This is a genomic window from Bacillus sp. FSL W8-0629, assembly GCF_038593225.1.
Lineage (GTDB): Bacteria > Bacillota > Bacilli > Bacillales > Bacillaceae > Bacillus > Bacillus altitudinis.
On sequence record NZ_CP151975.1, the window covers coordinates 3,419,660 to 3,446,373 of the forward strand.

The following is a 26,714-nucleotide window of genomic DNA, read 5'->3' on the forward strand; positions in this document are numbered from 1 at the left end:
CATTCCCCAAGACCCACTTTGTGCCGTTTCCATGTTGTACCTCTATCATAAATAATGAATGAGTATTCAGTCAATATTTTTTGCCCATTTGGGTACACTATCGTCATATGTAAAAAAGGAGGAACCTTCATGATCGCATGGATCATTCTACTCGTCGTCTTCGTCATTGTTCTACTCGTCAGGCTAGATCTTTATATAGGGAGAAAATATTTTTCTACCCATGCTTTTGAACGGTCTTTTGACCAAACAAGCGGCGATGCAGTTTTTTATCATGATGGCGAACCACTGTTTGATCAGCTGCTTACGGATATACAGCAAGCCTCTTCTTCTATTCATATGATGTTCTTTATTGTAAAGAACGACAAGATTGGGCAAAGGATTCTGCAAGCACTTAAAGCGAAAGCAGAGCAAGGTGTTTCGGTTTTTTTGCTCACTGATCGGTTAGGCTCCTATCCATTTGATCAAACATCCATTCAGATGCTCGAGAAAAGCGGCATTCAATTTTACTTTTTAAACAAACCACGTTTTCCTTTCTTCATTTATCGCTTGAACATGAGAAATCACCGGAAGATCACGGTGATCGATGGGAAGATCGGCTACATTGGCGGGTTTAATATCGGCGATGAATATGTAGGGAAAAACGGCAGGTTTGGCATTTGGAAAGACTATCACCTGCGCATGACAGGACAGGTTGTCGCAGACCTCCAGCATGTGTTTCTGAATGATTTGTACCGGTCATCTGGTATTCACCAGCTGCAATACGAGGTTTTTCCTACACTGGAACCGGGAACATTACAGTGCACTACACGTGCGACGGCAGGTTTTTCTTTAGAAGCCTTATTTCTTCACGATATTCAACAGGCGAAAAAGCAAATCACCATCTGCACGCCCTATTTTATTCCATCCGCTCCTCTTCTAAGCGCCCTTCTTGACGCACGGAAGCGAGGCGTGACTGTCGACATCATCATCCCAATGAAGGCAGATCATCCGCTTGTGAAAGAAGCTGGATTTCATTATTTGAAAGATCTGATCGCTGCTGGATGTCTTGTGTATCGTTTTTATAAAGGGTTTTATCATGCGAAAGCCATTCTCATCGATCATAGCCGTTGTATGATCAGTACAGCGAACTTTGATAAACGAAGTTTGTTTTTCAACGAAGAAGTGGATGTGGCCATTGATGATCCCGCCTTCACCGCACATGTAGAGGAAAAGATTCGTGAACACATGGAAGTGTCAGAACTGATGACTGAAGAAAAATACAAACAACGCCCACTTCTCACGCGTCCAATTGAGTGGATAGGCGCCCTGTTCTCGTATTTTTTATAAAGGAGTTGACCTATGCGTTATCGATTTGGTTATGTATCCAACGCCGTCACTTTATGGGAAGCTTCACCTGCCAAGTCGCTGACCTTTGCAAGATATAGTAAGCTCTCAAAGGAAGAGAGGACAGAGGCTCTATTGCGAACGACGAAAGCCAACCTCGTCAATACATTAAGAACGCTTTATTTTGCGATTGCCCATGATATTCCGCTTTACCGTTTTTCAAGCTCGATTGTCCCGCTCGCCACCCATCCTGAGGTGCGGTGGGACTTTGTGACACCCTTTCGCAAAGAATTTCTAGAGATTGGTCAACTCGTAAAGCGGCACGGATTACGAGTGAGCTTTCACCCCAATCAATTTACTTTGTTCACAAGTCCAAAACCTTCCATTACAGAAAACGCCGTCATTGATATGACCTATCATTATGAAATGCTTGAGGCCATGAAGCTTGAAAAGGAAGGTTATATGAACATTCATGTCGGAGGTGCATATGGCGACAAGGCATCTGCTTTACAGCGTTTTGATGAAAATATAAAGCAGCTTCCTGCACATATCAAGGCGAGAATGACGCTTGAAAATGATGACAAAACCTATACGTCATTAGAAACGCTTGATGTTTGTGAAAAGCATGGCATCCCGTTTGTATTTGATTACCACCATCACATTGCAAACAAAGATGATGATGCGGCACTTGATGACATTTTGCCAAGAGTGTTTGACACGTGGGCAAACACTGGCATACCGCCTAAAATCCACTTATCCTCACCAAAATCAGAAAAGGCGATACGAAGCCATGCGGATGGAGTGGAGATGTCCTTTGTATTGCCACTTTTTCAAGCTTTAAAGTCGTATGGTCGTGATGTGGATTTTATGATTGAGGCAAAGAAAAAGGATCAGGCTTTGCTCCGTCTTGTTGAAGAACTGTCAGCGATCAGAGGCAATCGGCGGACGGGCGGAGGCACCATTGAGTGGAAATCGTAGAGAAAGGTTTACCTCTATCACAACGGGGGTAACAAAGCTATTGTGAGAAAGTATTTAACAGGAGGATATGAAGATGTCACAAATCTATTCAATCCGAATTGCTGCGAAAGCATTGAATTTACATAAGCTTATTTCTCTATACGAAAAGTGCCAGCACGCTCAACATCGTTTATATGTATATTCTAAAAAAACAATGTGCAACATTAAGAACATCGTAGAGCTAGAAACCTTTAGGCTTACTCATTTAGAATCAGACTATTTAATCGTGGTAGAAGGAAAAGAGGCACAAGACCTTCTTCAGCCGTTTGAAAAAGAGAATGCTTCATAAAGAAAGGCAGCCTTAGGCTGACAAAGGGATAAAATGAACCTTATTTTATCCCTTTGTCTTCTTTTCAGCGTAGTTGAAAACCTTTGCAGTCTAGGAAGGACGAGTACCGGTGCGGAGCGAATGTCACATTCGTGAGCACCGGCACGCAGGACTGACACCGAATGCGAGGGTTTGTCTACACGCTGGGGCAGCCTTAGGGCTGCTCTTTTTCTTATATCCATGCTTCTGTCAGCCAAACCTCGCGTGACGTTGCATTCATTTTTACTTGTGTACCGATTGGCATCGTGAGCATCGGATGCGTATGGGCACTGTCAAATTCCGCGATGAGCGGCCTCTTTGTATCTCCCAGTACTTCAAGTAAAAGATCGTGCGGCCTTTTGCCCGTTCCTTCATCATCAAACAGCTCATGTTTCCCTAAGAGGATACCAGATACCCGTTCAAACACACCATTTATCTTTAACAGAGAGAAGTTCTTTTCGACGGTGGAGGCGGTTTTCATACAATCTTCAATGAGAAGGATATCGCCTTTTTGGATTTGAGGCATGAATTCACTTCCCCATATGCCATACATGGCATTTAGGTTCCCGCCGATCAGTCTGCCTTCTGCCTGCCCTTCAATGACGCACATCCAATCGTTTGGACGTTTTTCTTTTTCTCGTATTTTCTCTTCCCAGTTGATCCGTTCGTCCGTCCAGAAGGGCGGTTTTTTCACCTGATATGGGATGGGCTGCGGATGAATGAGAATGTCCTCGAAAGATCGATATGTATGATTAACAAATGGTTCAAACTCTCCAAAAGACGGCACAAGTGCAGGCCCGTAAAAAACAGGCAGACCCGTTTTTTCATAAGCCGCTAAAAGAATCGCCGTCGCATCTGAATAACCAATCATGATTTTCGGATGCTTCTTCAGCAGCTCAAAATCAAGATAAGGCAGCAAACTATTTGAGTTCGTCCCCCCAATCATCGACATGATACAGGACAAATCTTCTCTCGCCATCAGCTCATTCAGCTCAGCTGCTCGTTCTTGAATCGTTCCCGAACGATAGTGATCCTCTTTCCCTGTTAATGATCCTGGTACCACAATGAATTCTTTTTGTTCAAGCCATTCCTTCGCCCGCTCATACCTAAGAGGCGAGGTGGCAGATGCTGGACTTGAGGGAGAATAAATACCTATTTTATCGCCCTTCTGTAAATGCCGAAGCCCCTTCATTCCATCAGATCCTTCCTACACGAGTTTTTACTATCCTAGCAAAAAAAGCCCTTTTTCAAAAGGGCCTCGATTTAAAAATAAAGTACACTTCAATTTAACAGCTTAAACAGGCCAAATATGATGACAGTAAAACTGATGGCCAGCGTCGCAAATATCTCAATATGAAAAAGAGCCCAGCTTAATAACTGGACTCATTCAATCACTTCTCTTCAATGACCAAACTGCGCTTCATGCAGTCTGCTATAAACACCGCCCATTCGAATTAAATCTTGGTGACGGCCTTGTTCTTCAATGCCTTCCTCTGTCACGACGATGATTCGGTCTGCATGTTTAATTGTCGCAAGGCGGTGAGCAATGACGAGTGTCGTCCTGCCGACTGCCAGTTCGCTTAGTGCGTCTTGGATCGCTTTTTCTGTTTCTGTATCAAGTGCTGACGTCGCTTCATCCAAAATAAGAATAGACGGGTTTTTCAAAAACATCCGTGCAATTGACAAGCGTTGCTTTTGACCGCCGGATAGCTTAACGCCGCGTTCACCAATGACCGTATTCAACCCTTCTGGGAAACGCTGAACGAGCTCCTCTAAATGAGCACGTCGCACCGCCTCCCAAATGTCTGCATCACTCGCTTCTAGGTTGCCGTACGCAATATTCTCACGAATGGTGCCTGAGAATAAAAAGACATCCTGCTGCACAATGCCAATCTGCTGTCTTAAAGAGGACAGGGTCATCGATTTTGTGCTCACACCATCAATGGTGATGTCTCCTTCGTCCACATCATAAAAACGAGGCAGCAGACTGCAAATGGTCGATTTCCCCGCTCCTGATGGCCCGACAAATGCAACAGTTTCCCCTTGTTTGATCTTTAAGTTGATATCCTTCAATACATGACTGTGCTCATCGTAGCCAAATGTCACGTTTCGATACTCAATTTCACCTTTCAAGCCGTAAAGATCACGTGCTCCTTCTGTATCCTTCACATCTGGCTCTGTTTCAAGCAAATCGACATAGCTTTTAAAACCGGCAATGCCTTTTGGATACATTTCAATCACCGTGTTGATCTTATCAATGGGTCTGAATAACACATTTGTGATCAAGACAAAGGCGATAAATCCGCCTGCCGTTAATTGACCTTGAAGAACAAACCATGTACCTGCCAGAAGGACAAACAGCGTCACAAGCCTTGTGAGAATATAGCTGATTGATCCGTTAACCGACATAATTTTATAGGAAAGAAGTTTCGCTTTTCGAAAGCGGTTGTTATTTTCAGCAAAGCGCTTTTTCTCGAAATGTTCGTTTGCAAAGGCTTGAACAAGACGAATACCGCCAATATTGTTTTCAACCCTTGCATGAAAATCTCCAATGTCATTGTTGAGTTGTGTAATCGCCTGCGTCATTTTTTTATTAAAATGAAGGGCTAACCAGATGATGACTGGCATAATCAAGAAGGTTAAAATGGCAAGCTGCCAGTTAATCATGAGCATGACGGCAAAGGCGCCAAGAATGGTCATAATCGCAATAAACAAATCCTCAGGTCCGTGATGAGCCACCTCACCAATGTACATGAGGTCATTTGTCATCCGTGACATGAGTTTGCCTGTTTTGTTGTTATCGAAAAATTTGAAGGACAGACGCTGAAAATGATCAAATAGCTTTTTTCTCATATCTGTTTCAATATTGATGCCAAGCATGTGCCCCCAGTACGACACAATAAATTGCATCACTGAGCTGAGTGCGTAAATGACAAACAGCGCAAGTGCGGTCCAGGCAATGACCGTCCAGTTCCCTGTTGGTAATAATGTATCAATGAAGTAGTTCACGATCAGCGGGAAACCTAGTTCCATGAGCCCAACGGCAACAGCGCAAAAGAAATCTAAAAAGAACAGACCACGATAGGGCCTGTAATAGGCAAAAAAGCGTTTTAGCATATGTAAAAGAACCTCACTTCCTCTATAATTGATAATCATTTTCAATTATAGAGGAATCATTATCGAAATACTAGATCAGGAAATGATTTCTTTCCCTGGAAACCCTCACAATACACCTGAAAACAATCGCGCAAACGATTCCTTTAAACGTTCCTTTAAGCCCCTTTTATAAAAATGAACCGGCCCCATTTGCTCACATTCTTTCATATCTTCCTCATAATGAGCCATCAATTGCTCGATCGGTTTCTTTGCCGCTGTAAAGACATTGACCTCAAAATTGAGTTGGAAGCTTCTCATATCAACATTGGCCGTTCCGACAGAGGCAAGTTCTCCATCTGCAATCATGACCTTTTGATGCATGAATCCTTTTTGATAGTGATACACCTTGATGCCCTCTTTCAAAAGCTCAGAAAAATAAGATCGTGTGGCGTATTGCGTGAGAAATCCATCATTAATCTCAGGCACCATCACACGCACATCCACCCCTCTTGTCGCCGCAATTTTTAACGCTGTGCGAATGGATTCATTTGGGACAAAATAAGGCGTCGCAATCCAAACAAATTGCTGTGCATTCGAAATGAGCGCATCGTATAAATCACTCATACTTTCCTTCATATCAGGTCCAGTCGGCACGACCTGAATGACATCTTCTCCTGTCACAGGATGCGGGGTGTGATACTTCGGATCATCAATTAACACTTCATCTGATACATACTCCCAGTCCAGCATAAATATGGAGTGAAGTGTCTGAACGGCTTCACCCTTTAACATCGTATGCGTGTCACGCCAAAAGCCGATGTTTTCATCGCGTCCTACATATTCCTTCCCGACATTGAGCCCGCCAACAAATCCTGTTTCTCCATCAATAATCACGATTTTCCGGTGATTTCGGAAATTGAATTTTTGATTAAAGAATCCGTATTTTAATGGTAGAAAAGGAGCGACCTTTATCCCTGCCTGCTTCAATCGTTTAATATCTTTTCGTGAGAAGCGAATGCTGCCAGCCGCATCATAGATGAATCGAACCTCTACTCCTTCTTTCACTTTTTCAATCAGGATCTCCATCATCCGGTGACCGAGGAAATCAGATTTGAACATGTAATATTCTATATGGATGAACGTTTTTGCCTTTTTTAATTCTTCAAAAATACGTGGAAAGGTTTCCTCTCCATTCTTTAAAATCTCCATATCACTATTTGTATTTACATGCATCCCTGTCGCTTTTTCTGTGTAATGAAAAAAAGCACGCTGATTATCGGTTAAACGCGTCTCATCCGGCTTACTCTCAAGCTCTGATATTCTGCGTAATTTTTCTCGGTTATACATTCTCTTTGATTTAAACAAATGTCCTTTGACATAAAGCTGCCCCGAGAACAAATAAAACATATAGCCGATGATCGGGAAAAAGATCAGTACATACATCCATAACAGCGTGTGCTGTGATGTCCGGTTCTCTAGCATAAGCGAAATAATACTAAATAAAATGATGGCGATATAACTAGATGCGTAAAGCTGAAAACCCCACGCTGGAACCGGCCACCAAAACACCACATATGCCCCAAATATCATGAAATATAAAAATAGAAATTCCAGTCTCCTCTTTTTCACATTCTCCGCCCTCATTCTGTCTTTTTCTTTTCCATACCCTTTGCACAGCTCGTCTGAAACGCACGGTTTGCTGCTTTCTTTTAGCTTTTACAGACTGGAGCGTTTTGATCCGATATAATGGAAAATATGTGAAGGAAAGGACGAATGACTTATGCGTACACCATCTGCTTTAAAAAAGGGAAGCCACATTCGGGTAATTGCTCCAAGCCGAAGTGCCAGCATTTTATCAGAAGAAGGAATAGCTCAGGCGAAAAAACGTTTAGAGGCATTAGGGTTCACTGTTTCTTTTGGACAACACGTGTTTGAATGTGATCTGCATTCCTCTTCTTCTATTGAACACCGTTTATCTGATCTACATGAGGCATTCTCAAATGATGAAGTCGACGGCATTTTGACAGCAATCGGCGGCTTTAACTGCAATGAGCTTTTGCCTTATATAGATTATGATTTGATTCGTCAGCACCCAAAAGTTCTTTGCGGCTACAGTGATATTACCGCACTTGCAAACGCCATTACCGCCAAATGTGACATGGTGACGTACTCAGGTCCTCATTTCTCCAGTTTCCAAATGGAACAAGGACAAGAGGAGCAGACAGCCATGTTTCAAGCGTGCGTGATGAGCAGCGAGCCATTTGATGTCACCCCTTCTACAAAGTGGAGTGATGATGCGTGGTATCTTGATCAAGTAAATAGGCAGTTTCATCCGACAACATGGGGGATTTATCAGGAAGGAACAGCTGAAGGCACCTTGTATGGCGGAAATCTTTGTACACTGAACTTACTGCAAGGGACACCCTTTATGCCTCGCATCAAGGATGCCATCTTATTTGTAGAAGATGATGACTTGGTCTTTCCTGAAATGTTCGCCAGAGACCTTGCCTCGCTCTTGCAGCATGCCGAATCCATTAAAGGGTTAATCATCGGACGTTTTCAAAAGAAATCCAAGATGACAGAGGAACATTTGAGGTTCATCCTAGATAAGCACCCAATGCTTCAACACATTCCAGTGATTTACGATGTCGATATCGGACATACACAGCCGGTCTTCACCTTGCCGATTGGCGGGAGTTCCGAGCTCTCCTGCGACGGCGGACAAATCCAATGGCGTGTTCATGCATAAATAAAACCTAAAAAGCACCCTCATATGCGGGTGCTTTTTCTATGCCATCATTTCTTTTTAAAATTTTTTTTAAAAAAGTGATCCAACCCTTCATCCCCTTCGTTAAGTAGATGTAAAAAGAAAAGAGAGGAGGCAAAAACATGTTCTCTGATGTACTTAGCCAATTATTCGATTCTATCTCTAACATTATTAATACACTTGGATAATTCCATTAACGCACACATACTACATGCTTGCCGAAGGGAGGATACAAACTATGTTTTCTGATGTACTTAGCCAATTATTTGATTCTATTTCTAACATTATTAATACACTTGGATAATTCCATTAACGCACACATACTACATGCTTGCCGAAGGGAGGATACAAACTATGTTTTCTGATGTACTTAGCCAATTATTTGATTCTATTTCTAACATTATTAACACACTTGGGTAATTCCTATGACACGCACATACTACATGCTTTCTGAAAGGAGGATACGCTCTATGTTCTCTGATGTACTTAGTCAATTATTCGATTCTATTTCTAACATTATTAATACGCTTGGTTAATGTTCAAAACCCGCTATCTCTCGAGAATAGCGGGTTTTTTATATAAAGAAGCCCCGCTCATAAAATAGAGCGGGGCTTTCCTTCATTCCACTACATCTTCTCTGGCGCAGATACGCCGATAAGTTTTAATGCATTCGCAAGCGTAATTTGTGTTGCTTTCATCAGCGATAGACGTGCTGTTGTTTTTGTTTCATTTTCAACATCAATGACCTTTTCGGCATTGTAGAAGCTGTGAAGGGCTGATGCTAGATCATAGATATAGTTTGTGACGCGGTGCGGAATACGTTTTTCTGCTGCTTCTGCTACAACTTCTGGGAAGCTGCCGATGATTTTCAGAAGATCGTATTCTTTATCAGACTGAATGTGAGAGAAATCTGCTTTTTCAAGGTTTGGCTCGTAGCCTTTTTCTTCCCCTTGACGAAGCATGCTGCAAATTCTCGCATGTGCATATTGTGCATAGTACACAGGGTTTTCGTTAGACGTAGAAATCGCTAAGTCTAGGTCAAAGTCCATATGTGTCGCCGCACTTCTCATTGCAAAGAAATAACGAGTGGCGTCTAAGCCTACTTCTTCAATCAAGTCACGCATTGTGACGGCTTTACCTGTACGTTTACTCATCTTCATCTTTTCACCGTTTTTGTAAAGGTGAACGAGCTGAATGATTTCGACTTCCAGTTTGTCCGCTGGATATCCGAGTGCTTGGATCGCCGCTTTCATTCGAGGAATGTAGCCGTGATGGTCGGCCCCCCAAATGTTGATGAGCTGGTCAAAACCTCTGTCCAATTTGTCCTTGTGATATGCGATATCTGGAAGCAAGTACGTAAAGCTGCCGTCTTTTTTAATCAGGACACGGTCCTTGTCATCACCAAAATCAGTTGAACGTAACCATGTTGCGCCGTCCTCTTCAAAGACATAGCCTTTAGCGCGAAGTGTTTCTAGCGCTGGTTCGATTTTTCCGTTTTCATATAAAGACGTTTCAGAATACCACACATCAAATGGGACACGGAAATTTTCTAGGTCGACACGTAGTTTTTCTAGTTCATATTTTAAACCGTACTCACGGAAGAATTTCATACGCTCTTCTTCTGATTCATGCACGAAACGGTCACCAAATTCATCCGCAAGTTTCTGCCCGATGCCTTTGATGTCTTCTCCTCTGTACCCGTCCTCTGGCATTTCTTTTTCAAGACCGAGCGCCTCAAAGTAGCGCACTTCTACAGATAGAGCAAGGTTATTGATCTGATTGCCTGCATCGTTGATATAGTATTCACGGCTCACGTCGAAGCCTGCTTTATCAAGGATGTTGCAAAGAGAATCCCCTACAGCTGCGCCGCGGGCATGTCCAAGGTGAAGGTCACCTGTTGGGTTGGCTGAGACGAATTCGACTTGCACTTTTTGACCGCCGCCTGTATTCGTTTCACCATAAGCCTCTTTTGCTTCAAGAACTGCCGGAATCAGTTTCGTTAAATATTGATTGTTCATATAAAAGTTGATGAATCCTGGACCTGCAATATCCAGTTTTTCAATTGACGCTTTGCCTTTATCAAACGCATTGACGATGTCCTCGGCGATTTGACGTGGTGCTTTTTTCGCAATGCGGGCAAGCTGCATCGCCATATTGGTGGAATAATCACCGTGAGTTTTGTCTTTTGGCACTTCCAAAAGAACATCCGGCACCTGGCTTTCATCAGCAAGTCCTGCTTTGACGACTGCCGCAATGATTTCTTCTTTTAACGCATCTTTGACCTGTTCTGCGATATTCATGAACGTAAATCCTCCTTATATGAAATCGATAATGTATGTAAATGCTTTTGATCTTCACCTGTCAGCATATCGTACGTAATGTGTAGAAGCCCATTGTCTACATCAAGATCAATACCATGTGTGTGCACATCGAGTTGAAGTGTGCCAAATGGCATCGTGTAATGTGTCACGGTCGTTTCTCCAGTGAGAAAGCGCTGCTTCATTTGAATCGCACCTGATCTCATGACAAAAATTTCTTTTTCACTTATTTTGACAACAGTTTTTACTTGACCCATTTCATGTTCTTCATGGTAAGTGAGATACGTTTTGTCATTCTTCTCTTGATACGTTCCAGTTGTTCGGAATTCGATCGTTTCAGCCGGTTCCGTCTCTGGTTTCATCACTGACTTTACATGAATTGAAATTTGGTTTTGTGTCATTTTGCACTTCCTTTGCTAAGACCCGTTTAACTAAAATAGTATACCATAATCCCGATTGCCTATCATCCCATCATTTCTCATCTTCGTGTGGATGAAACCCCATTTTTGATCTTCACATGTCTCTTTAGAATAAAAGAAAAATGAAGCTCACCCCTATCACGAGTCCAGTCTTGAGCCCTGCGCTTTTTCGATTGATGAGATAAAACAGTGCTTGGATGCCTGAACTTGCCAAAAATGCCTGAAAGAAATCAAATGGGAGAAGATGCCCTTGCTTATAAACAAACTGCATCAACAGCGCTATGCCAGTGAGATAGAAAAAGCCTCGATCCTGAAACAGATGAACCATCTCATCCTTTGTCTCTTTTTTCGAGGTGAACGTGGGCGTACTCGCTGCAAGCTCTCTTTTCAGCGTAAGAAAGCCTGCCGCTAACACACATAAAGCGAGTAATACCATCAATACAGAAGAAAACACGACCTGCCTCCTTTATCATGTCACCAATGTAAAAAAAGAGCTTGTCCATATGAGATGACAAGCTCCTCTATCAATGTTATTTCACAAATCCAAGCAGCATTTCACGTAAAAGTTTGCTTGCTGTATTCGCCGTTTGATCGGAATGATCATATACAGGCGCTACCTCTACAAGGTCTGCACCGACGACATGCACATCAGAACCAGCAATGGCATGAATAGATGCCAGCAGTTCTTTTGACGTAATACCGCCAGCATCTACCGTTCCTGTACCAGGTGCATGAGCTGGGTCAAGTACATCAATGTCAATCGTCACATACACTGGACGCCCTTTTAGCTTTGGCAATACTTGCTTCAATGGCTCGAGTACTTCAAATTTAGAAATGTGCATGCCTGCTTCTTTTGCCCATTCAAATTCTTCTTTCATCCCAGAACGGATGCCGAAAGAGTATACATTTTCAGGTCCAATAAGTCCTGCAACTTTACGAATCGGTGTCGAATGTGAAAGCGGCTCACCCTCATATTCCTCACGAAGATCTGTATGTGCGTCCATATGGATGATTGCCAAATCAGGGTATTTCTTATACATCGCACGGAAAACCGGCCAAGACACAAGATGCTCGCCGCCCATTCCTAATGGAAACTTCCCTTTTTCTAAAATGCTGTCGACATACTCTTCAATTAAATCTAAGCTTTTCTGTGCATTGCCAAATGGAAGCGGGATGTCGCCAGCATCAAAGAATGGCACCTCGTGCAGTTCACGATCTAAATAAGGACTGTATTCCTCTAATCCAATGGATACTTCACGAATACGGTTCGGGCCAAAACGTGAGCCGGGACGGTAACTGACGGTCCAATCCATCGGCATCCCGTATAAAATGACTTTCGCATCTTCCCATGTCGGATGACTTCCAATAAACACTTTTCCTGAGTAAGCCTCGTCGAATCTCATACAAGATTCCTCCTTTTACGCTTCAAAAAATGCGCAAACGGTCATTTGCGCATTTCCACTTCGCTTGATTTATTTGATTAAGTCGCTCACAAATTTCGGCAGAACGAATGCCGCTTTGTGCAATTCTTTTGTGTAATATTTCGTATCGATATCAAAGAAGCGGCTGTCTTCTACAGCAAGTGGATCATACTTCTTAGAACCGATAGTAAATGTCCAAAGACCGCTTGGATATGTTGGGATATTCGCTGTGTATAGCTTGGTAATCGGGAAAATTTCTTTTACATCACGCTGTACATTTGTAATTAACTCAGGTGTGAACCAAGGGTTGTCCGTTTGTGCAACGAAAATACCGTCTTCTTTGAGTGCTTTTGAGATTCCTGCATAGAAACCTTTAGAGAACAAGTTCACAGCTGGTCCAACTGGCTCAGTTGAGTCAACCATGATCACGTCATATTCGTTGTCGGCTTCCGCAATGTGCATAAAGCCGTCTCCGACTTTCACCTCTACACGAGGATCGTCTAGTTTCCCAGCAATTGAAGGAAGGAACTTCTTCGAGTATTCAATGACCTTGCCATCAATATCAACAAGTGTCGCTTTTTTCACACTTGGATGCTTCAGGATTTCACGAATAACACCACCGTCTCCTCCGCCTACGACAAGAACATTTTCCGGGTTTGGATGAGTGAAAAGAGGAACATGTGCCACCATTTCGTGGTATACAAACTCATCTTTCTCTGATGTCATCACCATACCGTCTAAAAACAGCATATTGCCAAACTCTTCTGTTTCCACCATTTCTAAATGCTGAAAATCTGTTTGTTCTGTGTGAAGGGTTTTGTTCACCTTCAATGTAATGCCAAAATTCTTCGTTTGCTTCTCTGTATACCAAAGTTCGCTCATTGTTCATCTTCCTCTCATCCAATAATAAACAAACATCTATTGTTAGCGCCTTTTATCGGCTATGACTATATCGATTGTCCAAGAAAAAAGTATAGTGGATTCGTATCAAATTGTAAAGAACCGCATGAGATAACTTCATTTTTAAAGCACACCCTTGCAGTCGCCTGTTTAAAACGGTTTTCTTTGTCCCATACTGATAAAAAACCGTCAAAATGGGGGCTTTGCATGGACACAATCATGAGTAATAAAAAAATCCGCATGACCGTGAAAACGATTCGGGCCTGTTTTTTTATCGGCTTGCTCGCTTTTCTATTTGCTGGCACAGTCTTTTTGACGATTCTTTTACTAGCTAAGTGGCAAGGCGCTCCCTCTGTTCAAGTTCCCCAATCCACGACCATTTATGCAGCCGATGGGTCTAAACTTGGCGAATCGAGCTTTGGAGAAAAGAGATACTGGGTTCCGTTAAAGGACATGTCCCCTCATATACAGCAGGCAGTGGTCGCGGTTGAGGATAAAACCTTTTATCAGCATCACGGCTTTGATGTGAAACGAATGGCAGGTGCTGCGGTGGCAGATATTCGTGCAATGGCAAAAGTACAAGGCGCCAGCACGATCACCCAGCAATACGCACGAAATTTATATTTAGATCATGATAAAACATGGAAGCGGAAGTGGAATGAAGCCTTTTACACCATCCGCTTAGAACAAAACTATACAAAAGATGAGATATTGGAAGGATACTTGAACACCATTTATTATGGCCACGGCGCATACGGTGTGGAAGCGGCATCCCGCCTTTACTTTGGAAAAGAAGCGAAGAACTTAACTTTAGCTGAGTCTGCCTTGCTTGCCGGTATTCCAAAGGGTCCTTCTCTCTACTCCCCTTATGTGAATGAGGAGAAAGCAAGTGCAAGAAAGAATATGATTCTGAGGCAAATGCAAGAGGATGGCATGATTACGAAAAAAGCGGCTGCTGATGCCAGCAAGGAAAAGCTGTCCTATCGCCCGCTCAAACAAAAGCAGCTGCAAGCAAAGCAGGCCCCGTATTTTTATGATGACGTGATTCGTGAACTGAAACAAACACTGGGCTTAACCGAGGAACAAATTGAAACGTATGGTCTTCATATCGAAACGACCTTACAACCTGAATTACAAAAAACCGCTGAAAAGACTTTAACCAACATCATGGATTCTGAATCAGGTATCCAAATTGGCTTTACCGCCATTCATCCCCAGACAGGTCATGTGCTTGCCCTCATCGGGGGAAGAGATTACGAGAAAAGCCCATTCAATCGGGTCACACAAGCGAAAAGACAGCCGGGTTCAACAATGAAACCACTTCTCTATTACATGGCTTTGCAAAATGGGTTTACACCAGCAACCGTGATGCGCAGTGAAGAAACTGTTTTTGAACTGGATGATCAAGGAAGCGGCGCTGCTTATTCACCAAGCAACTATCACGGCTATTACGCCAATGACGGCATTACGATGCTTCAGGCTTTGGCTCTATCTGATAACATTTATGCGGTCAAAACCCATCTATTTTTAGGAATGGAACAGCTTGTACGTGCAGGCAAGACGTTCGGGATTCACGAAAAACTAGATCAAGTGCCTTCACTTGCGCTAGGTACTTCACCTGTCAAACCAATCGAAATGACCAATGCTTACGCGATGCTTGTCAATGGAGGAAAACGCGTCAAGCCAACCTTTATTACGAAAGTAACGGACGCAAAGGGCAACGTGCTCTTTGAGGAGAAACAAAAACGAGAGCAAGTACTAGATGAAAAAGCAGCATTTGTCACCACTGACATGATGTCAGGGATGTTCAATCATCAATTAAATGGCTATACAAGTGTCACAGGTCGTACCATTTCAAAAGATCTTACCAGAACGTATGGAGGGAAATCGGGGACGACAGGCGCTGACAGCTGGATGATCGGCTTCTCTCCCCAGCTCGTCACAGGTGTGTGGACTGGCTATGATAAAGGACGCACCATTGACTCGGTCAAAGAAACCGCCTATGCGAAAAAGATATGGGCTTCCTTTATGGAATCAGCCCTCGCAAACCAGCCAGCCTCCTCCTTCATGCCGCCAGACGGTGTAAAAGGCGTATATATCAATCCAAAAACCGGTGATCTCGCAGGCCCAGGATGCGAATCAAAGGTATTTACCTATTTTATAGAAGGAACGGAGCCGACCGGTGTCTGCTATGGTGCTGAGGACAAAGCCTCTGAGCAGGAACCTGTTCAAGATCAAAAGCCTAAGAAATGGTGGGAAAAGTGGCTGAAACGTTAAAAATGGACATGAAAAACCCCGAGATCTGCATCTCGGGATTCTCCATGTCCTAGCTTTAACACCAGTTTACTGAAAAAACGCTTGGAATTGGTATCCATTCATCATTCTTCACAAAAATTTCACAATTACTCAGGAACAGCCAATCCTTCTTTTAATTCATCTGTGGATGCTTCCCATAACGCTTCATTGTGACTCTTCAAGAAATTAGCGAGCACTTTTTTCGAACCATCATCCATATGACTGACAACGATTTTACGCTTCATGGATTTATCCATTAAATTCACATGCTCAGGAAGCGACTTATATCCTCTGCGAATCGAGCGGTCAACTGTCATTTCACAAGCTGTGACTCCTGCATAATACGGCCCCTCTTCTCTGCGGTCAATCGTCACCCATACGAGCCAATACGGTTTTCCGTTAGGTACCTCTTCTTTGGTTTTTAAAAATTTAATTCCTTTTTCGACGGCACTTCTTGCATGCATCGCACCAATATCAATGACGGCTTCCTTTTCCTCCACATCAATGATCACCGGCGAGATATTATCAAGGCTGAGGGCACCTGCACCAAAGCCTCCATGCCCATCCGTTGCATCTGTTTTTTTAATGATATTAAAACCAATTGGTTTCTTCTTTTTACCTTCCATTCATTAAACCTCCTAAAGCAGCGGCTTCAAAATAAGATTAAACCAGTATATGATTTGATCCCGCATTCCGATCAATGGAACAAAAACAAACTGACCTAGCGGTGTGATGACGAAGATGAGGAAAATGATGATTCCATACTGTTCAAACTGCGTCATCTTCGCACGGATGCCGGGACTGACAACATCCTCAATAATACGATATCCATCCAGCGGCGGAATCGGTAATAAGTTAAATAGGAACAAAATCACGTTCAAGTTAATAAAGATTTGGAAGAAATAATCGATCCCCGGCTCAAAGCGCATGAGCGACTCCCCGCCAAATTTCTGAAGAAGCGCATACACACAAAAGCCCAAAAATGCCAAAACCAAGTTACTTAAAGGTCCTGCGATCGACACACATATCCCTGCGAGACGTGGGTTTTTGAAATGGTACCGATTCACAGGTACAGGCCTCGCCCAGCCAAACCCAGCTACAAAGATCAAGATCGTCCCGAAAATATCAAGGTGCTTCAATGGATTGAGCGTCAGTCTCCCTTGATTTTTAGCTGTCGGATCTCCAAAACGATACGCAACATATGCATGCGCCAGCTCGTGCATCGTAAAAGCCACAACAAGCGTAATGGCGACATATGGAATCAGTTCTAATGGATAAACAAGAAATTGGTCCAAAGGCATGAATCCCTCTTTCTTTCTATACAATGATTTACTTCATTCAGTATACTATAAGAAGTCCCTTAAACTAAAGGGAAGCGTAGCACTACAGGAAAAAGGAGGTTGCCATCATGCCGATTATCACCGTTCAAATGCTTGAAGGAAGAACAGATGAGCAGAAAAGAGCTCTTGTGGAGAAAGTCACAGATGCCGTTGTTGAAACAACAGGCGCAGGTGCAGAGAAAGTCTCTGTCATTATTGAAGAAATGAAAAAAGAACATTATGCTGTAGCAGGAAAGCGAATGAGCGACCTGTAAGCATATAAAAAGGACAAACACTTTTTCGGTGTTTGTCCTTTTTTCTCTTACCTTATCTGTACCAAGCTTTATTACGGTTCACCTGATTTTTATGAGCCGCATCGAAGAAATCGACAGTGTAAGAATAATCATAATTCATTAAGCAGACAATTCCGCTTCCTTGAGGGTCGTGCGGTAAGCCAAAGTTATGACCGTATTCATGCGTAGCCGCTTTTGCTGTATTCGCTGTTCCTTGATCAAGGTTGACACTGAATGCACTTCCGCTTGGTGCACTATTGTAGACATAAGCGATTCCACCAGCATCAAAGTTTGGATTTGCTGTAAATCCTGTGACAAAATCGTATCCTCTGCCATCAAAGCTGCGCTGAAGGTTAGACAAAATTTGTGATGCATTTGATCCTGAAGACGTCCAAGACCCTACGGCTTGTACGACAAAGTCCACATCATGATCACGGTTAAATGTCACATCCGCTTGCTCAATGATGCTGACAATGCGTGTCTGCCAATCACTATATTTCGCACGATACTGCGCATCAGCTACTGCATAGACGGTCACTTTCTGACTGCCTGTACTAGCTTTTGTTGAAATCGAATCTCCTGTATTTGCTTTAAAGGTTCTAGACCCTACCTGTTTACCAGACTCATCTAAAATCTTTGTTGTCACATCTCTTTCAATAGGAGGTGCCTTCGTCAAATCTTTAAAATCGTTTGCCTTTGGCAACCCTTCACTAATATGTGTTTCAAACGGCGCATGACCATGATCATGCCCATGACCTGCACTTGCAACTGGTGCAGAAGCTGAACTTACCCCCGGTAACAAACTACCTACCAATAAAAATGACAAAAAGACTGAACGCTTTTTCATTCCTATCCCTCCTTTGTTTTTCACAAGGTTATATATTCACTGAAAATTCACCATTTTCCTTCTATTCAGTCAAAAACAGGGAATTGGATATACAGGAAGAAAGTCGAAACATGTCATTTTCACTAATTTTTCGGATATTTTGAAACACATTTTATCAAAAAGCAGAACTTTTGATCCGGGACATTCGCTTAGTAAACATCCATCTTTTTCTAAAGTGCTGTTATAGACCCAGCCACACCATATAAAGAAGCAAAAATTGATATTAGAAAAGATAAATTCAGACTTTACTGATACGAATTATACTTCTTTGCGATTCTCCCTTATGATGAAGAACATAAAAACAATGCTATTTCAAAACAGAAGGGACGATCCACATGTCTGAAAAAAAGCACATACAATTTGGATTGATGTTACATGGTCCAGGAGGTCATATGAATGCATGGAAGGATGAATCCGTTCCAGCAGATGCAAGTGTGAACATTGATTATTATCAAGCAATGACAAAAAAGGCAGAAGCAGCGGGTTTCCGTTTTGTCTTTGTCGCAGATGGCTTATATATTCATGAACATTCAATTCCTCATTTCTTGAACCGATTTGAACCATTAACAATCTTATCCGCTCTTGCTGCGGTCACCAAACAGATTGGACTTGTGGGCACTGTATCCACTTCCTACAGTGAGCCCTTTACCATTGCACGGCAATTTGCATCCCTAGATAAATTAAGTAAAGGGCGGGCCGGATGGAATGTTGTGACTTCTCCACTTGAAGGCTCTGCTGAAAACCACATCATTCGTCCGCATCCTAGCCATTCACTTCGGTATGAAATTGCAGAAGAATACCTAAAAGTAGTGAACGGCCTTTGGAGCTCATGGGAAGAAGATGCTTTTTTAAGGGATCGATCAACAGGGGTTTTCTTCGATCGGGATAAACTGCACACATTAAACCATCATGGCAAACACTTTTCTGTCAAAGGTCCTTTGAATATCGAACGATCTGAACAAGGGCAACCGGTGATTTTCCAGGCAGGTGCGTCAGAGGCAGGAAAGGATCTAGCCGCAAAAGAAGCGGACGCAGTATTTACGAATGCAGACTCACTTGAGAAAGCGAAAGCATATTACCGCGACGTGAAAAATAGAGCCGCAGCGCTGGGCAGAAATCCATCTGACATCAAAATTTTCCCCGGTATCCACCCGATTACAGGGAGAACAGTCGAAGAAGCAGAAGAAAAATATGAAGCCATTCAACATCTGGTCTCTATTGAAGAAGCCCTTCATTACCTGGGCAGGTTCTTTGATCACTTGGACTTCAGTCAATTTCCACTTGATGAGCCATTTCCTGATATCGGTGATGCCGGTTCAAACAGCTTTCAATCCACAACTGAATCGATTAAAAAAATGGCGAAAGAACAAAGCTTGACCTTAAGAGAAGTCGCTCTACGAGTAACTACTCCCAAAAGCGCTTTTTTCGGAACTTATGAACAAGTGGCAGACCAGCTGATCCAATGGATCGAAGAAGATGCCGCAGATGGATTTATTTTTGGCGCGCCTATTCTAGCAAGCGGTTTATCTGAATGGACGGAGCATGTCATCCCGATATTAGTAGAAAGAGGATATTACGACCCGAATTATCCAGCTCATACCCTTCGTGAAAATTTGGGTCTGCCTATCAAGAAGAATCAGTTTCTTAAACAAACAGTGAAATAAACATGAAAGAGGGGTTAGCTCAAAGGCTACCCCTCTTTTCATGTTGGTTGATGCAGTCGATTTTCGATGAGATCAATGAATTGAAGTACGGCTCTTCCTGGCGAATCATTTGTTTTCCTCAATAGACCAACTGGCGGGGAAACATGAATGCCCTTTATTTCTAATACCTTGGTGCCTGGAAGAGTAAAGGAATGAGCAGTTCGTGTAAAAAGAGAGACACCTAATCCAGCCTGAACATAATGTTTATGGGACATGCTGCTCGTAATCTCTAACTTATTGTAATTGGTCCCAATGACATCGACGATTTGTTGTTCGATTTGAATACGGATGGGGCAATTGTGTGGCGTGAATAAAATGGTCTCATCCTTTAAATCGGTCACCTCCACTACCCCTTTTTCCGCTAATCGATGGGAAGACGGGACGAGCAGCACGATATCATCTTGAAAAAGAGGCTTATAGCTATTCTCCATCGAAGCTTCTGGTGCTCCGCAAATCGCAAAATCAATCTCATCATGAGAAAGTAAGGAACTCAACGTATTCGCATCCGCTACTTGCACAGAAAATTCTACATTCGGAAACCTTTCCTTGAATTCTGCAATAAGGGCAGGAAATTCTAAGCTGGCAGTGGGCTCAGAAACACCGATGCGAATGAACCCCGCAATGCCCACTTCTAAATCTTGGAGTGTTTTCGTCAATTTCTCATATTCATTGAGTAAAGAATTGGCTCTTTCATAAAAAAGCTGTCCTGATGCTGTTAACTTTAAGGTCTTCCCTCTTTCTAGAAGCTTCTCTCCAATTTCCTCTTCTAAATGTTTGATGTGCAAAGTGATGGTTGGCTGAGAATAATTCAGCGCTTCTGCTGCTTTTAAAAAATTTCCGTATTTCACGATCGTGGCAAAGGTGCGTATCGCTCGAATCTCCATGAAAACCCCTCTTCTCCCTGTATTTTAAATATCTGAATCGTGTATTTATGATTACTAATTATACTTTTCTATTGGTTTGCCTTATTATAATTTATATTATCAACTATTCCAAGTTGTTTAGAAGGAATTATCAGAAATGGAGGAGACGAATTGGCAAAAGTAACGATTATAGCAGGCGGGCATTCTGTCCAATCTCGGTTAACCGGTGTCCTGCAGCAGATCCATCATCGTTTGGCGTTCCATGGGATTGATGTTCATGTCATTCAAGTCCACCAGCTTCCTAGCGGCGCCTTAATAGGAGCAGATTTTTCAAACGAGGACATTGTGAAAGCCATTGAGCTTGTGAATGAGAGCGACGGTGTCATTGTGTTAACACCTGTCTACAAAGCGTCTTTTTCCGGTATTTTAAAAACTTTTTTAGATCTACTTCCCCAAAAAGCATTACAAGATAAACCCGTCCTTCCTTGTGTTTTAGGAGGAACATACGGGCATTTGCTCGTCATTGAATATGCACTTAAACCGATCATTCATCAACTCGGTGCAACCGTCGTTCAATCTGGCGTGTATGTTGTGGATCAACAGGTCACAAAGCAGGATTCAAATAGCTATGTGCTTGATCCAGATGCCACAGACAGATTAAACCTCGCACTATCTCAATATCAAAGTCTAATAGGAGGAACAGCCAATGTCGCTCACCCTTAGTATTCTTGATCAAAGCCTCGTCAGTGAAAACGAGAAAGCAGAGACGGGTATTCAGCATACTGTCAGATTGGCTGAAGCAGCAGATCAGCTTGGTTATCACAGGTTTTGGGTGTCTGAACATCACAATAATTCTCAAGTGGCAGGATCATCCCCTGAAGCCCTCGCTGGTTATCTTTTAGCAAAAACGAACCATTTGCGAATTGGGTCTGGCGGTGTCATGCTTCAGCATTACAGCCCGTTTAAGGTGGCTGAAACATTTCATGTACTGGCATCTCTAGCGCCTGGCAGAGTCGATTTAGGCGTTGGGAAAGCACCGGGAGGGTTGAACCTCTCAACACAAGCGCTTCAGGAAGATTATCAAGCGTCACGGAAAGACTTTTCTCAAAAATTAGTGGATCTCAAAACGTATCTAACTGAACAAGCAAATGAATTAAATGCTCAGCCAATTCCCAGCGTATCACCCGACATGTTCCTTCTAGGCGGCAGTATTGAGAGCGCGGAATTTGCAGCAAAACTTGGGATATCCTTTGTGTTTGCCTATTTTATTAACGGGGATGACGCATTATTAAAAGAAGCAAGAGAGACTTTTCAAAGATTCAAGACACAGAACACGCACCAGCAATTTCTTCTCGCCATCACCGTATCTGTAGCGGAAGACCACAAACAAGCCCTCTCGTACATCAAGCAAAAGGAAACAGTAAAGGTCTCCTTTTCCGATGGAAGAAAGCTTAATGTGACGTCACTAGAAGATGCAGAAAAGCTGGTGAAAGGAACAAAAAAAGAACACTACAACATTCACGTTCAAAAAACCGGTTATACCGCTGGCACAAAAGAAACCGTTCATCGCCGGCTGACTGAACTAGCCGAGACATATGATATCAACGAGTTCATTGTGCTATCTCCGATTGTAGACATTGAGGCAAGAATAGCGTCTATCACATTATTAAAAGAAGCATTTGATCATGAACTAACAGCCAAAAACCAAATAAACCAAGAGGTGAGCGTCTAATGACAAATAATCAAAAAATCATTTTATGGAGCAAAAATGGATGCAGCTATTGTCAGGACATTCAGTCCTATTTCAACAAACAGCACATTACTTATTCAACCATTGATGTAACAGAGCATGATCATTACAGAAATATTTTAGAAGAAAAATATGGCGTCCGTTATGTGCCAGTAGTAGAAATCAGCCGTGATCCCCACGTGTATCAAGCATTGCTGAATCCAGATATCGATACTTTACGAAAAGCGTTGAGCTGACATTACACACTACCCTTTTGATTGGAGGTTTGTCATGAGTCGAGATATTTTTCGCATCGCTACTGAAGAAGATGCACCGGCTTTTCTAGAATTGCTGTCCAGTGCATTTAAACCGCTTGGAGAAATGGGCATTGATTGGCCATCCACGAACGCCACACTTGAAATGGTCACAGAAAACATCAAACAATCCGTTGCTGTTGTGTTAGAACGAGACGGGCGGCTCATATCAACCATCACCATACGTTTTCCGTGGGAGAGTACTCAACCGGTCTCAGGCTATCCATTTGTTTGGTGGTTTGCCACAGCTCCTCATTTAGCCGGTCAAGGGATCGGAAATAAGCTGCTCGATTATGTAGAAAACACCTTGCTCCGGCAGACATTTAAAGCACCAGCATACACACTGGGCACTTCTGGCCGAAAGCACCCCTGGCTTCTAGAGATGTACGAACGAAAAGGCTATACAGCATATATTGAACGTGAAGCCGATAATGGCGACTTAGGTGTATTAATGTATAAAGTCCTCATCCCTGAACGGTTTGATGCCGCCATATTAGGCGCACCGCCCTCAGAAGAAAAAGTCCAAACGACTTCAACATAGGAGGTGATTCAACATGGGGGAGTTTTTCAAATGGGAGTATGTCGTCACACTCTTCCCTAAAGTATTGTCAGCCCTTCCAACAACCTTACTGATCGTTTTATTTGCCACTTTGATTGGCAGTTTTCTTGGATTCATTCTTGCTTATTTCCGAATTGAGCGTATTCCCATCCTGCATCAGCTCAGTGCAATTTATGTCTCATTTATTCGTGGAACACCTATCCTTGTGCAAATGTTTATTGTGTTTTATGGCCTGCCTGGTGTGCTTGCAACAATTGAGCTTGATATCTCCATGTGGAACAAATTGATCTTTCTGTATATTACATATGGACTCAATACAGCTGGGTATTTTTCAGAAATATTCCGATCTGCCCTATCGAGTGTCCCAGCATCTCAATATGAAGCGGCCGCCTCGATTGGACTGACGAAATGGCAGATTTATAGAAGAACGCTTATTCCTCAAGCAGGGAGAATCGCCCTTCCTAATATCGGCGTGGCCATTGTCAACTTATTACAAAATACCTCCCTCGCCTTTACATTAGGTGTGATGGACATGATCGGAAAGGTTCAAACATTAGGGGCTTTATACTATCGCGTATTAGAAGGATACTTTATTGCTGCCGTTATATTTATCATTTTAAGTATGGTGTTAGAAAAATCATTTGACCTATTGGAAAAACGGATCAATACACCGAAAACAAAAAAACAGCGACAGACGGCATTGCTTCCCTTAAAAAGAGCCGAAGCGGCCTTCACTGTAGAAAAACGTGCAAAATAAACTGGGGAGGAATTTACATGAAAAATAACAGAATATTCAAAAATCATTACATCATCGGTCTGCTTCTACTTGGTTCATTGCTGCTTGCCGCCTGCGGAAATAATGAGCAATCGGATGAAGTCAAAGCAGAAGCAAACAATAATGACCCAGATGCAAAAGAAATCGTCATTGGGACAGGGAACGCCTATCAGCCTTTCGTTTACTTAGATGAAAACGGCAAATTAACAGGCTACGAGAAGGCTGTATTAGATGAAGTGGATCAGCTGCTTCCACAATATAAGTTTAAATATGAATCCTTTGAGTTTAAAAATATTCTGCCTGCTTTAGATGCCGGTAAAGTTGATCTCGCTGCCCACCAATATGAAATCAATGACGAGCGTCAGAAGAAATATCTATTTGGAAAAGTTGGCTACACAGATTATACAAGCTATGTTGTGGTGAATAAAGCATCCGGTCATGACTTTCAAAGCCTGGACGATTTAGCTGGACACAAAGTGCACACCTCTACAGGAAGTAATTTCGCTTATCTTCTAGAGCAATATAACGCAAAGCATGATCGGAAAATTGACATTGTCTACGGGGATGGCGGGAACGAAATTTTAGTCAAAAACCTGCAGAATGGCACGGTCGATGCTGCCTTACTCACAAAGTATGACGTCAATAAGCTAAACAAACAGTTCAATGCCAAACTTGTGACATCCGGAAAGCCTGTAAACGTATCTAAAACGTATTATCTATATCAAAAAAACAATACAAAACTTCAAAAAGACATTGATCAAGCCCTGCAAAAACTGATCGATAACGGCAAGCTCGCTGAATTGTCTAAAAAAATATTGGGCGGAGACTTTACTACATCATAAGAAAGGAGCGATCTGAGTGGATTTTGACGTTGCTTTTATGTTTCAGGCCTTTCTAGCCGCACTTCATTATTTGCCAACGACGCTGCTATTAGGTTTTCTCCCGCTATTATTCGGCTCCGTCTTTGGCTTTGGCATTGCCCTTATTCGTTTTTATCAAGTGCCTATATTGTCTCCATTGTTCAAATGGTTTGTGGCGATTTTTAAAGCCATTCCTGTTGTATTAATCTTGCTCGTATCTTATCTTATTTTTTCCGATTCGCTCGATCAATTGGCTGCATCTCTTTCGCTGCCCATCCGTTTTAGCGATTTAGATAGACGATGGATTGCCATTTTCGCCCTTTCTTTATATGCCGTCAGCGGGTTATCAGAGATATTTCGAAGCTCTCTTGCGTCCATCCCAAAGGGCCAATTTGATGCCGCTCTATCCGTTGGTTTCACAGGCAGACAGGTGTTGCGAAGAGTGATCATTCCACAAGTCTTTCCCATCTCTCTTCCTTTACTGAACAACATGCTCATCAGTTTAATCAAAGCCTCTTCTCTCGTCTCTATGGTATCTGTGGTCGATATTTTAAACGGCGCTTTAATCAAAGCCAATGTGAACTATCGTTATCTTGAAGCATACATTGCTGTTGCCCTTATTTACTGGGCGCTGTGTGCCTCTATTGAAGCCATTACAGCCGGATATGAGAAATATGGACACAAAAGTAAAAGGGGGCGGTTCGCATGATTCACATCAAACAAGTGCATAAAGCATTCGGTCAAAACCAGATTCTAAAGGGAATTGATTTAACGGTGGAAAAAGGCGAAGTCGTTGTCATTTTAGGTCCGAGCGGCTCTGGGAAATCAACATTTCTCAGATGCTTAAATTTTCTTGAGCGTGCGGATCAAGGCGAGATCAGCATTGATCACACCACTGTCACATTCAATCAAGCAAAACCGAAAGACATTCTAGCAATTCGCCGAAAAACAGCCATGGTCTTTCAGCAATACGACCTGTTTATTCATAAGACAGCACTTGAGAATGTCATGGAAGGCTTAGTCATTGCCCGTAAACAACCGAAAGACCAAGCCTATGACACAGCCCTCCATTTGCTCACAAAAGTAGGGTTACTAGAGAAAAAAGATGCCTATCCGCATCAATTATCTGGCGGACAGCAGCAGCGAGTAGGCATTGCAAGAGCACTTGCATTGAATCCGGAGGTCATTTTGTTTGATGAGCCGACCTCCGCTTTAGATCCCGAGCTTGTAGGTGAAACACTTGACGTCATTAAACAAGTGGCACAAACCGGGGTCACCATGATCATCGTCACCCACGAGATGAGCTTTGCCTATGATATTGCCGACAGGGTCATTTTCATGGAGGATGGGGTCATTGTTGAATCAGGCACCCCAGTAGAAGTCTTTGAACAGACGAAGGAAGAACGGACAAAACAATTTTTAGCAAGATTTTCTTATCATCATTCCTAAAAAACAAGTCGATCCATGAGGTCGACTTGTTTCTGTTTCTATATGCGTGCAAAATAAAAACCAGTCTGTTCTAGCCATTGGCTATTACATACTGGTTCTTA

27 protein-coding genes are annotated in these 26,714 nt (G+C 42.6%); 15 read left to right on the forward strand and 12 right to left on the reverse strand.

Going from position 1 to position 26,714, the window contains the following annotated elements; all coding sequences use genetic code 11:
- The first annotated feature begins 129 nt into the window (after nt 1-129).
- The 3 genes from cls (NSQ17_RS17720) to NSQ17_RS17730 all read left to right on the forward strand — a co-directional run bounded on the left by cls (NSQ17_RS17720) (nt 130) and on the right by NSQ17_RS17730 (nt 2,629).
- Complete coding sequence (gene cls, locus NSQ17_RS17720) at nt 130-1,326, forward strand: cardiolipin synthase (protein ID WP_019743242.1); 1,197 nt, start codon at nt 130-132, stop codon at nt 1,324-1,326.
- 12 nt (nt 1,327-1,338) lie between these two features.
- Complete coding sequence (uvsE, locus tag NSQ17_RS17725) at nt 1,339-2,301, forward strand: UV DNA damage repair endonuclease UvsE (protein ID WP_159145194.1); 963 nt, start codon at nt 1,339-1,341, stop codon at nt 2,299-2,301.
- A gap of 73 nt (nt 2,302-2,374) precedes the next feature.
- Nucleotides 2,375-2,629: a hypothetical protein gene (locus tag NSQ17_RS17730; RefSeq protein ID WP_008343494.1), complete on the forward strand. Its 255-nt coding sequence runs from the start codon at nt 2,375-2,377 to the stop codon at nt 2,627-2,629.
- A 211-nt stretch (nt 2,630-2,840) separates the two neighbouring features.
- On the opposite strand, the gene NSQ17_RS17735 is transcribed toward NSQ17_RS17730, so the two are convergent.
- From NSQ17_RS17735 to cls (NSQ17_RS17745), 3 genes are all read right to left on the reverse strand, one after another.
- Complete coding sequence (locus tag NSQ17_RS17735) at nt 2,841-3,839, reverse strand: S66 peptidase family protein (protein ID WP_342467645.1); 999 nt, start codon at nt 3,837-3,839, stop codon at nt 2,841-2,843.
- Nucleotides 3,840-4,048: 209 nt separating this feature from the next.
- Nucleotides 4,049-5,764, reverse strand: a complete 1,716-nt coding sequence (locus tag NSQ17_RS17740) for an ABC transporter ATP-binding protein (protein WP_113766890.1) — start codon at nt 5,762-5,764, stop codon at nt 4,049-4,051.
- A 105-nt stretch (nt 5,765-5,869) separates the two neighbouring features.
- Nucleotides 5,870-7,372 (reverse strand): cardiolipin synthase, encoded by a 1,503-nt coding sequence (gene cls / locus NSQ17_RS17745; RefSeq protein WP_024719431.1) that lies wholly within the window; start codon nt 7,370-7,372, stop codon nt 5,870-5,872.
- 151 nt (nt 7,373-7,523) lie between these two features.
- Between cls (NSQ17_RS17745) and NSQ17_RS17750 the strand changes: the two genes are divergently transcribed.
- The gene (locus NSQ17_RS17750; RefSeq protein WP_259253687.1) at nt 7,524-8,492 is read left to right on the forward strand and encodes a S66 peptidase family protein; all 969 of its coding nucleotides are present in this window, start codon (nt 7,524-7,526) and stop codon (nt 8,490-8,492) included.
- 644 nt (nt 8,493-9,136) lie between these two features.
- On the opposite strand, the gene argS is transcribed toward NSQ17_RS17750, so the two are convergent.
- From argS to speE, 5 genes are all read right to left on the reverse strand, one after another.
- Complete coding sequence (argS, locus tag NSQ17_RS17755; RefSeq protein ID WP_008343507.1) at nt 9,137-10,810, reverse strand: arginine--tRNA ligase; 1,674 nt, start codon at nt 10,808-10,810, stop codon at nt 9,137-9,139.
- Complete coding sequence (locus NSQ17_RS17760) at nt 10,807-11,229, reverse strand: DUF1934 family protein (RefSeq protein WP_008343509.1); 423 nt, start codon at nt 11,227-11,229, stop codon at nt 10,807-10,809. Before NSQ17_RS17760 ends, argS begins: the two co-directional genes overlap by 4 nt.
- Nucleotides 11,230-11,353: 124 nt before the next feature.
- Nucleotides 11,354-11,701, reverse strand: a complete 348-nt coding sequence (locus NSQ17_RS17765; protein WP_039165250.1) for a hypothetical protein — start codon at nt 11,699-11,701, stop codon at nt 11,354-11,356.
- A gap of 76 nt (nt 11,702-11,777) precedes the next feature.
- Nucleotides 11,778-12,650 carry an agmatinase gene (gene speB / locus NSQ17_RS17770; RefSeq protein ID WP_017360073.1) on the reverse strand — a complete coding sequence of 291 codons (873 nt, stop codon included), beginning with the start codon at nt 12,648-12,650 and terminating at the stop codon, nt 11,778-11,780.
- 69 nt (nt 12,651-12,719) lie between these two features.
- Nucleotides 12,720-13,550 (reverse strand): spermidine synthase, encoded by an 831-nt coding sequence (gene speE / locus NSQ17_RS17775; protein ID WP_017360074.1) that lies wholly within the window; start codon nt 13,548-13,550, stop codon nt 12,720-12,722.
- Between the two features lie 225 nt (nt 13,551-13,775).
- Between speE and NSQ17_RS17780 the strand changes: the two genes are divergently transcribed.
- Nucleotides 13,776-15,845 carry a transglycosylase domain-containing protein gene (locus NSQ17_RS17780; protein WP_178929787.1) on the forward strand — a complete coding sequence of 690 codons (2,070 nt, stop codon included), beginning with the start codon at nt 13,776-13,778 and terminating at the stop codon, nt 15,843-15,845.
- A 125-nt stretch (nt 15,846-15,970) separates the two neighbouring features.
- Here NSQ17_RS17780 and NSQ17_RS17785 read toward each other — a convergent pair whose 3' ends face one another.
- The gene (locus NSQ17_RS17785; protein ID WP_178929786.1) at nt 15,971-16,489 is read right to left on the reverse strand and encodes a YwhD family protein; all 519 of its coding nucleotides are present in this window, start codon (nt 16,487-16,489) and stop codon (nt 15,971-15,973) included.
- A 12-nt stretch (nt 16,490-16,501) separates the two neighbouring features.
- The gene (locus NSQ17_RS17790) at nt 16,502-17,164 is read right to left on the reverse strand and encodes a site-2 protease family protein (RefSeq protein WP_047945771.1); all 663 of its coding nucleotides are present in this window, start codon (nt 17,162-17,164) and stop codon (nt 16,502-16,504) included.
- 107 nt (nt 17,165-17,271) lie between these two features.
- Here NSQ17_RS17790 and NSQ17_RS17795 point away from each other — a divergent pair, with 107 nt between their 5' ends.
- Nucleotides 17,272-17,457, forward strand: a complete 186-nt coding sequence (locus NSQ17_RS17795; protein WP_008343530.1) for a 2-hydroxymuconate tautomerase — start codon at nt 17,272-17,274, stop codon at nt 17,455-17,457.
- A gap of 52 nt (nt 17,458-17,509) precedes the next feature.
- Here the strand turns inward: NSQ17_RS17795 and NSQ17_RS17800 are convergent, their stop codons facing one another.
- Nucleotides 17,510-18,322: a zinc-dependent metalloprotease gene (locus NSQ17_RS17800; RefSeq protein WP_039165240.1), complete on the reverse strand. Its 813-nt coding sequence runs from the start codon at nt 18,320-18,322 to the stop codon at nt 17,510-17,512.
- Between the two features lie 374 nt (nt 18,323-18,696).
- On the opposite strand from NSQ17_RS17800, the gene NSQ17_RS17805 reads away from it, so the two are divergent.
- Entirely contained in the window at nt 18,697-20,025 is a 1,329-nt protein-coding gene (locus NSQ17_RS17805; RefSeq protein ID WP_039165237.1) for an LLM class flavin-dependent oxidoreductase, read from the forward strand.
- A 38-nt stretch (nt 20,026-20,063) separates the two neighbouring features.
- Here NSQ17_RS17805 and NSQ17_RS17810 read toward each other — a convergent pair whose 3' ends face one another.
- Nucleotides 20,064-20,948, reverse strand: coding sequence for a LysR family transcriptional regulator (locus NSQ17_RS17810; protein ID WP_008343536.1), 885 nt, complete (start codon nt 20,946-20,948; stop codon nt 20,064-20,066).
- A gap of 150 nt (nt 20,949-21,098) precedes the next feature.
- Here NSQ17_RS17810 and ssuE point away from each other — a divergent pair, with 150 nt between their 5' ends.
- From ssuE to NSQ17_RS17850, 8 genes are read left to right on the forward strand one after another with little or no spacing between them, the layout of a single operon-like run.
- Nucleotides 21,099-21,650: an NADPH-dependent FMN reductase gene (gene ssuE / locus NSQ17_RS17815; protein WP_041507919.1), complete on the forward strand. Its 552-nt coding sequence runs from the start codon at nt 21,099-21,101 to the stop codon at nt 21,648-21,650.
- A complete protein-coding gene (locus NSQ17_RS17820) occupies nt 21,634-22,659 on the forward strand; it encodes an LLM class flavin-dependent oxidoreductase (protein ID WP_342467646.1) in 1,026 nt (341 codons plus the stop codon). Before ssuE ends, NSQ17_RS17820 begins: the two co-directional genes overlap by 17 nt.
- Nucleotides 22,659-22,913, forward strand: coding sequence for a glutaredoxin family protein (locus NSQ17_RS17825; RefSeq protein WP_072367332.1), 255 nt, complete (start codon nt 22,659-22,661; stop codon nt 22,911-22,913). The genes NSQ17_RS17820 and NSQ17_RS17825 overlap by 1 nt, the downstream gene beginning before the upstream one ends.
- Before the next feature lie 34 nt (nt 22,914-22,947).
- Nucleotides 22,948-23,511, forward strand: coding sequence for a GNAT family N-acetyltransferase (locus NSQ17_RS17830; RefSeq protein WP_072367331.1), 564 nt, complete (start codon nt 22,948-22,950; stop codon nt 23,509-23,511).
- A gap of 13 nt (nt 23,512-23,524) precedes the next feature.
- The gene (locus NSQ17_RS17835) at nt 23,525-24,286 is read left to right on the forward strand and encodes an amino acid ABC transporter permease (protein ID WP_342467647.1); all 762 of its coding nucleotides are present in this window, start codon (nt 23,525-23,527) and stop codon (nt 24,284-24,286) included.
- Between the two features lie 17 nt (nt 24,287-24,303).
- The gene (locus NSQ17_RS17840; RefSeq protein WP_342467648.1) at nt 24,304-25,146 is read left to right on the forward strand and encodes a transporter substrate-binding domain-containing protein; all 843 of its coding nucleotides are present in this window, start codon (nt 24,304-24,306) and stop codon (nt 25,144-25,146) included.
- 16 nt (nt 25,147-25,162) lie between these two features.
- On the forward strand, nt 25,163-25,873 hold the full coding sequence (locus tag NSQ17_RS17845; RefSeq protein WP_342467649.1) for an ABC transporter permease subunit: 711 nt from the start codon (nt 25,163-25,165) through the stop codon (nt 25,871-25,873).
- Nucleotides 25,870-26,613 carry an amino acid ABC transporter ATP-binding protein gene (locus NSQ17_RS17850; protein WP_342467650.1) on the forward strand — a complete coding sequence of 248 codons (744 nt, stop codon included), beginning with the start codon at nt 25,870-25,872 and terminating at the stop codon, nt 26,611-26,613. The genes NSQ17_RS17845 and NSQ17_RS17850 overlap by 4 nt, the downstream gene beginning before the upstream one ends.
- The last annotated feature ends 101 nt before the right edge of the window (nt 26,614-26,714 follow it).

What these genes read in the sequence shown, in the direction of transcription:
- speB (WP_017360073.1), bottom strand. Translation starts at nt 12,650, where the DNA reads ATGAGATTCGACGAGGCTTACTCAGGAAAAGTGTTTATTGGAAGTCAT.
- NSQ17_RS17735 (WP_342467645.1), bottom strand. Translation starts at nt 3,839, where the DNA reads ATGAAGGGGCTTCGGCATTTACAGAAGGGCGATAAAATAGGTATTTAT.
- NSQ17_RS17795 (WP_008343530.1), top strand. Translation starts at nt 17,272, where the DNA reads ATGCCGATTATCACCGTTCAAATGCTTGAAGGAAGAACAGATGAGCAG.
- argS (WP_008343507.1), bottom strand. Translation starts at nt 10,810, where the DNA reads ATGAATATCGCAGAACAGGTCAAAGATGCGTTAAAAGAAGAAATCATT.
- uvsE (WP_159145194.1), top strand. Translation starts at nt 1,339, where the DNA reads ATGCGTTATCGATTTGGTTATGTATCCAACGCCGTCACTTTATGGGAA.
- NSQ17_RS17740 (WP_113766890.1), bottom strand. Translation starts at nt 5,764, where the DNA reads ATGCTAAAACGCTTTTTTGCCTATTACAGGCCCTATCGTGGTCTGTTC.
- NSQ17_RS17750 (WP_259253687.1), top strand. Translation starts at nt 7,524, where the DNA reads ATGCGTACACCATCTGCTTTAAAAAAGGGAAGCCACATTCGGGTAATT.
- NSQ17_RS17850 (WP_342467650.1), top strand. Translation starts at nt 25,870, where the DNA reads ATGATTCACATCAAACAAGTGCATAAAGCATTCGGTCAAAACCAGATT.
- NSQ17_RS17785 (WP_178929786.1), bottom strand. Translation starts at nt 16,489, where the DNA reads ATGGAAGGTAAAAAGAAGAAACCAATTGGTTTTAATATCATTAAAAAA.
- NSQ17_RS17760 (WP_008343509.1), bottom strand. Translation starts at nt 11,229, where the DNA reads ATGACACAAAACCAAATTTCAATTCATGTAAAGTCAGTGATGAAACCA.
- cls (WP_019743242.1), top strand. Translation starts at nt 130, where the DNA reads ATGATCGCATGGATCATTCTACTCGTCGTCTTCGTCATTGTTCTACTC.
- NSQ17_RS17810 (WP_008343536.1), bottom strand. Translation starts at nt 20,948, where the DNA reads ATGGAGATTCGAGCGATACGCACCTTTGCCACGATCGTGAAATACGGA.
- NSQ17_RS17835 (WP_342467647.1), top strand. Translation starts at nt 23,525, where the DNA reads ATGGGGGAGTTTTTCAAATGGGAGTATGTCGTCACACTCTTCCCTAAA.
- NSQ17_RS17820 (WP_342467646.1), top strand. Translation starts at nt 21,634, where the DNA reads ATGTCGCTCACCCTTAGTATTCTTGATCAAAGCCTCGTCAGTGAAAAC.
- NSQ17_RS17805 (WP_039165237.1), top strand. Translation starts at nt 18,697, where the DNA reads ATGTCTGAAAAAAAGCACATACAATTTGGATTGATGTTACATGGTCCA.
- speE (WP_017360074.1), bottom strand. Translation starts at nt 13,550, where the DNA reads ATGAGCGAACTTTGGTATACAGAGAAGCAAACGAAGAATTTTGGCATT.
- NSQ17_RS17730 (WP_008343494.1), top strand. Translation starts at nt 2,375, where the DNA reads ATGTCACAAATCTATTCAATCCGAATTGCTGCGAAAGCATTGAATTTA.
- NSQ17_RS17790 (WP_047945771.1), bottom strand. Translation starts at nt 17,164, where the DNA reads ATGCCTTTGGACCAATTTCTTGTTTATCCATTAGAACTGATTCCATAT.
- NSQ17_RS17780 (WP_178929787.1), top strand. Translation starts at nt 13,776, where the DNA reads ATGGACACAATCATGAGTAATAAAAAAATCCGCATGACCGTGAAAACG.
- NSQ17_RS17825 (WP_072367332.1), top strand. Translation starts at nt 22,659, where the DNA reads ATGACAAATAATCAAAAAATCATTTTATGGAGCAAAAATGGATGCAGC.
- NSQ17_RS17840 (WP_342467648.1), top strand. Translation starts at nt 24,304, where the DNA reads ATGAAAAATAACAGAATATTCAAAAATCATTACATCATCGGTCTGCTT.
- NSQ17_RS17800 (WP_039165240.1), bottom strand. Translation starts at nt 18,322, where the DNA reads ATGAAAAAGCGTTCAGTCTTTTTGTCATTTTTATTGGTAGGTAGTTTG.
- NSQ17_RS17830 (WP_072367331.1), top strand. Translation starts at nt 22,948, where the DNA reads ATGAGTCGAGATATTTTTCGCATCGCTACTGAAGAAGATGCACCGGCT.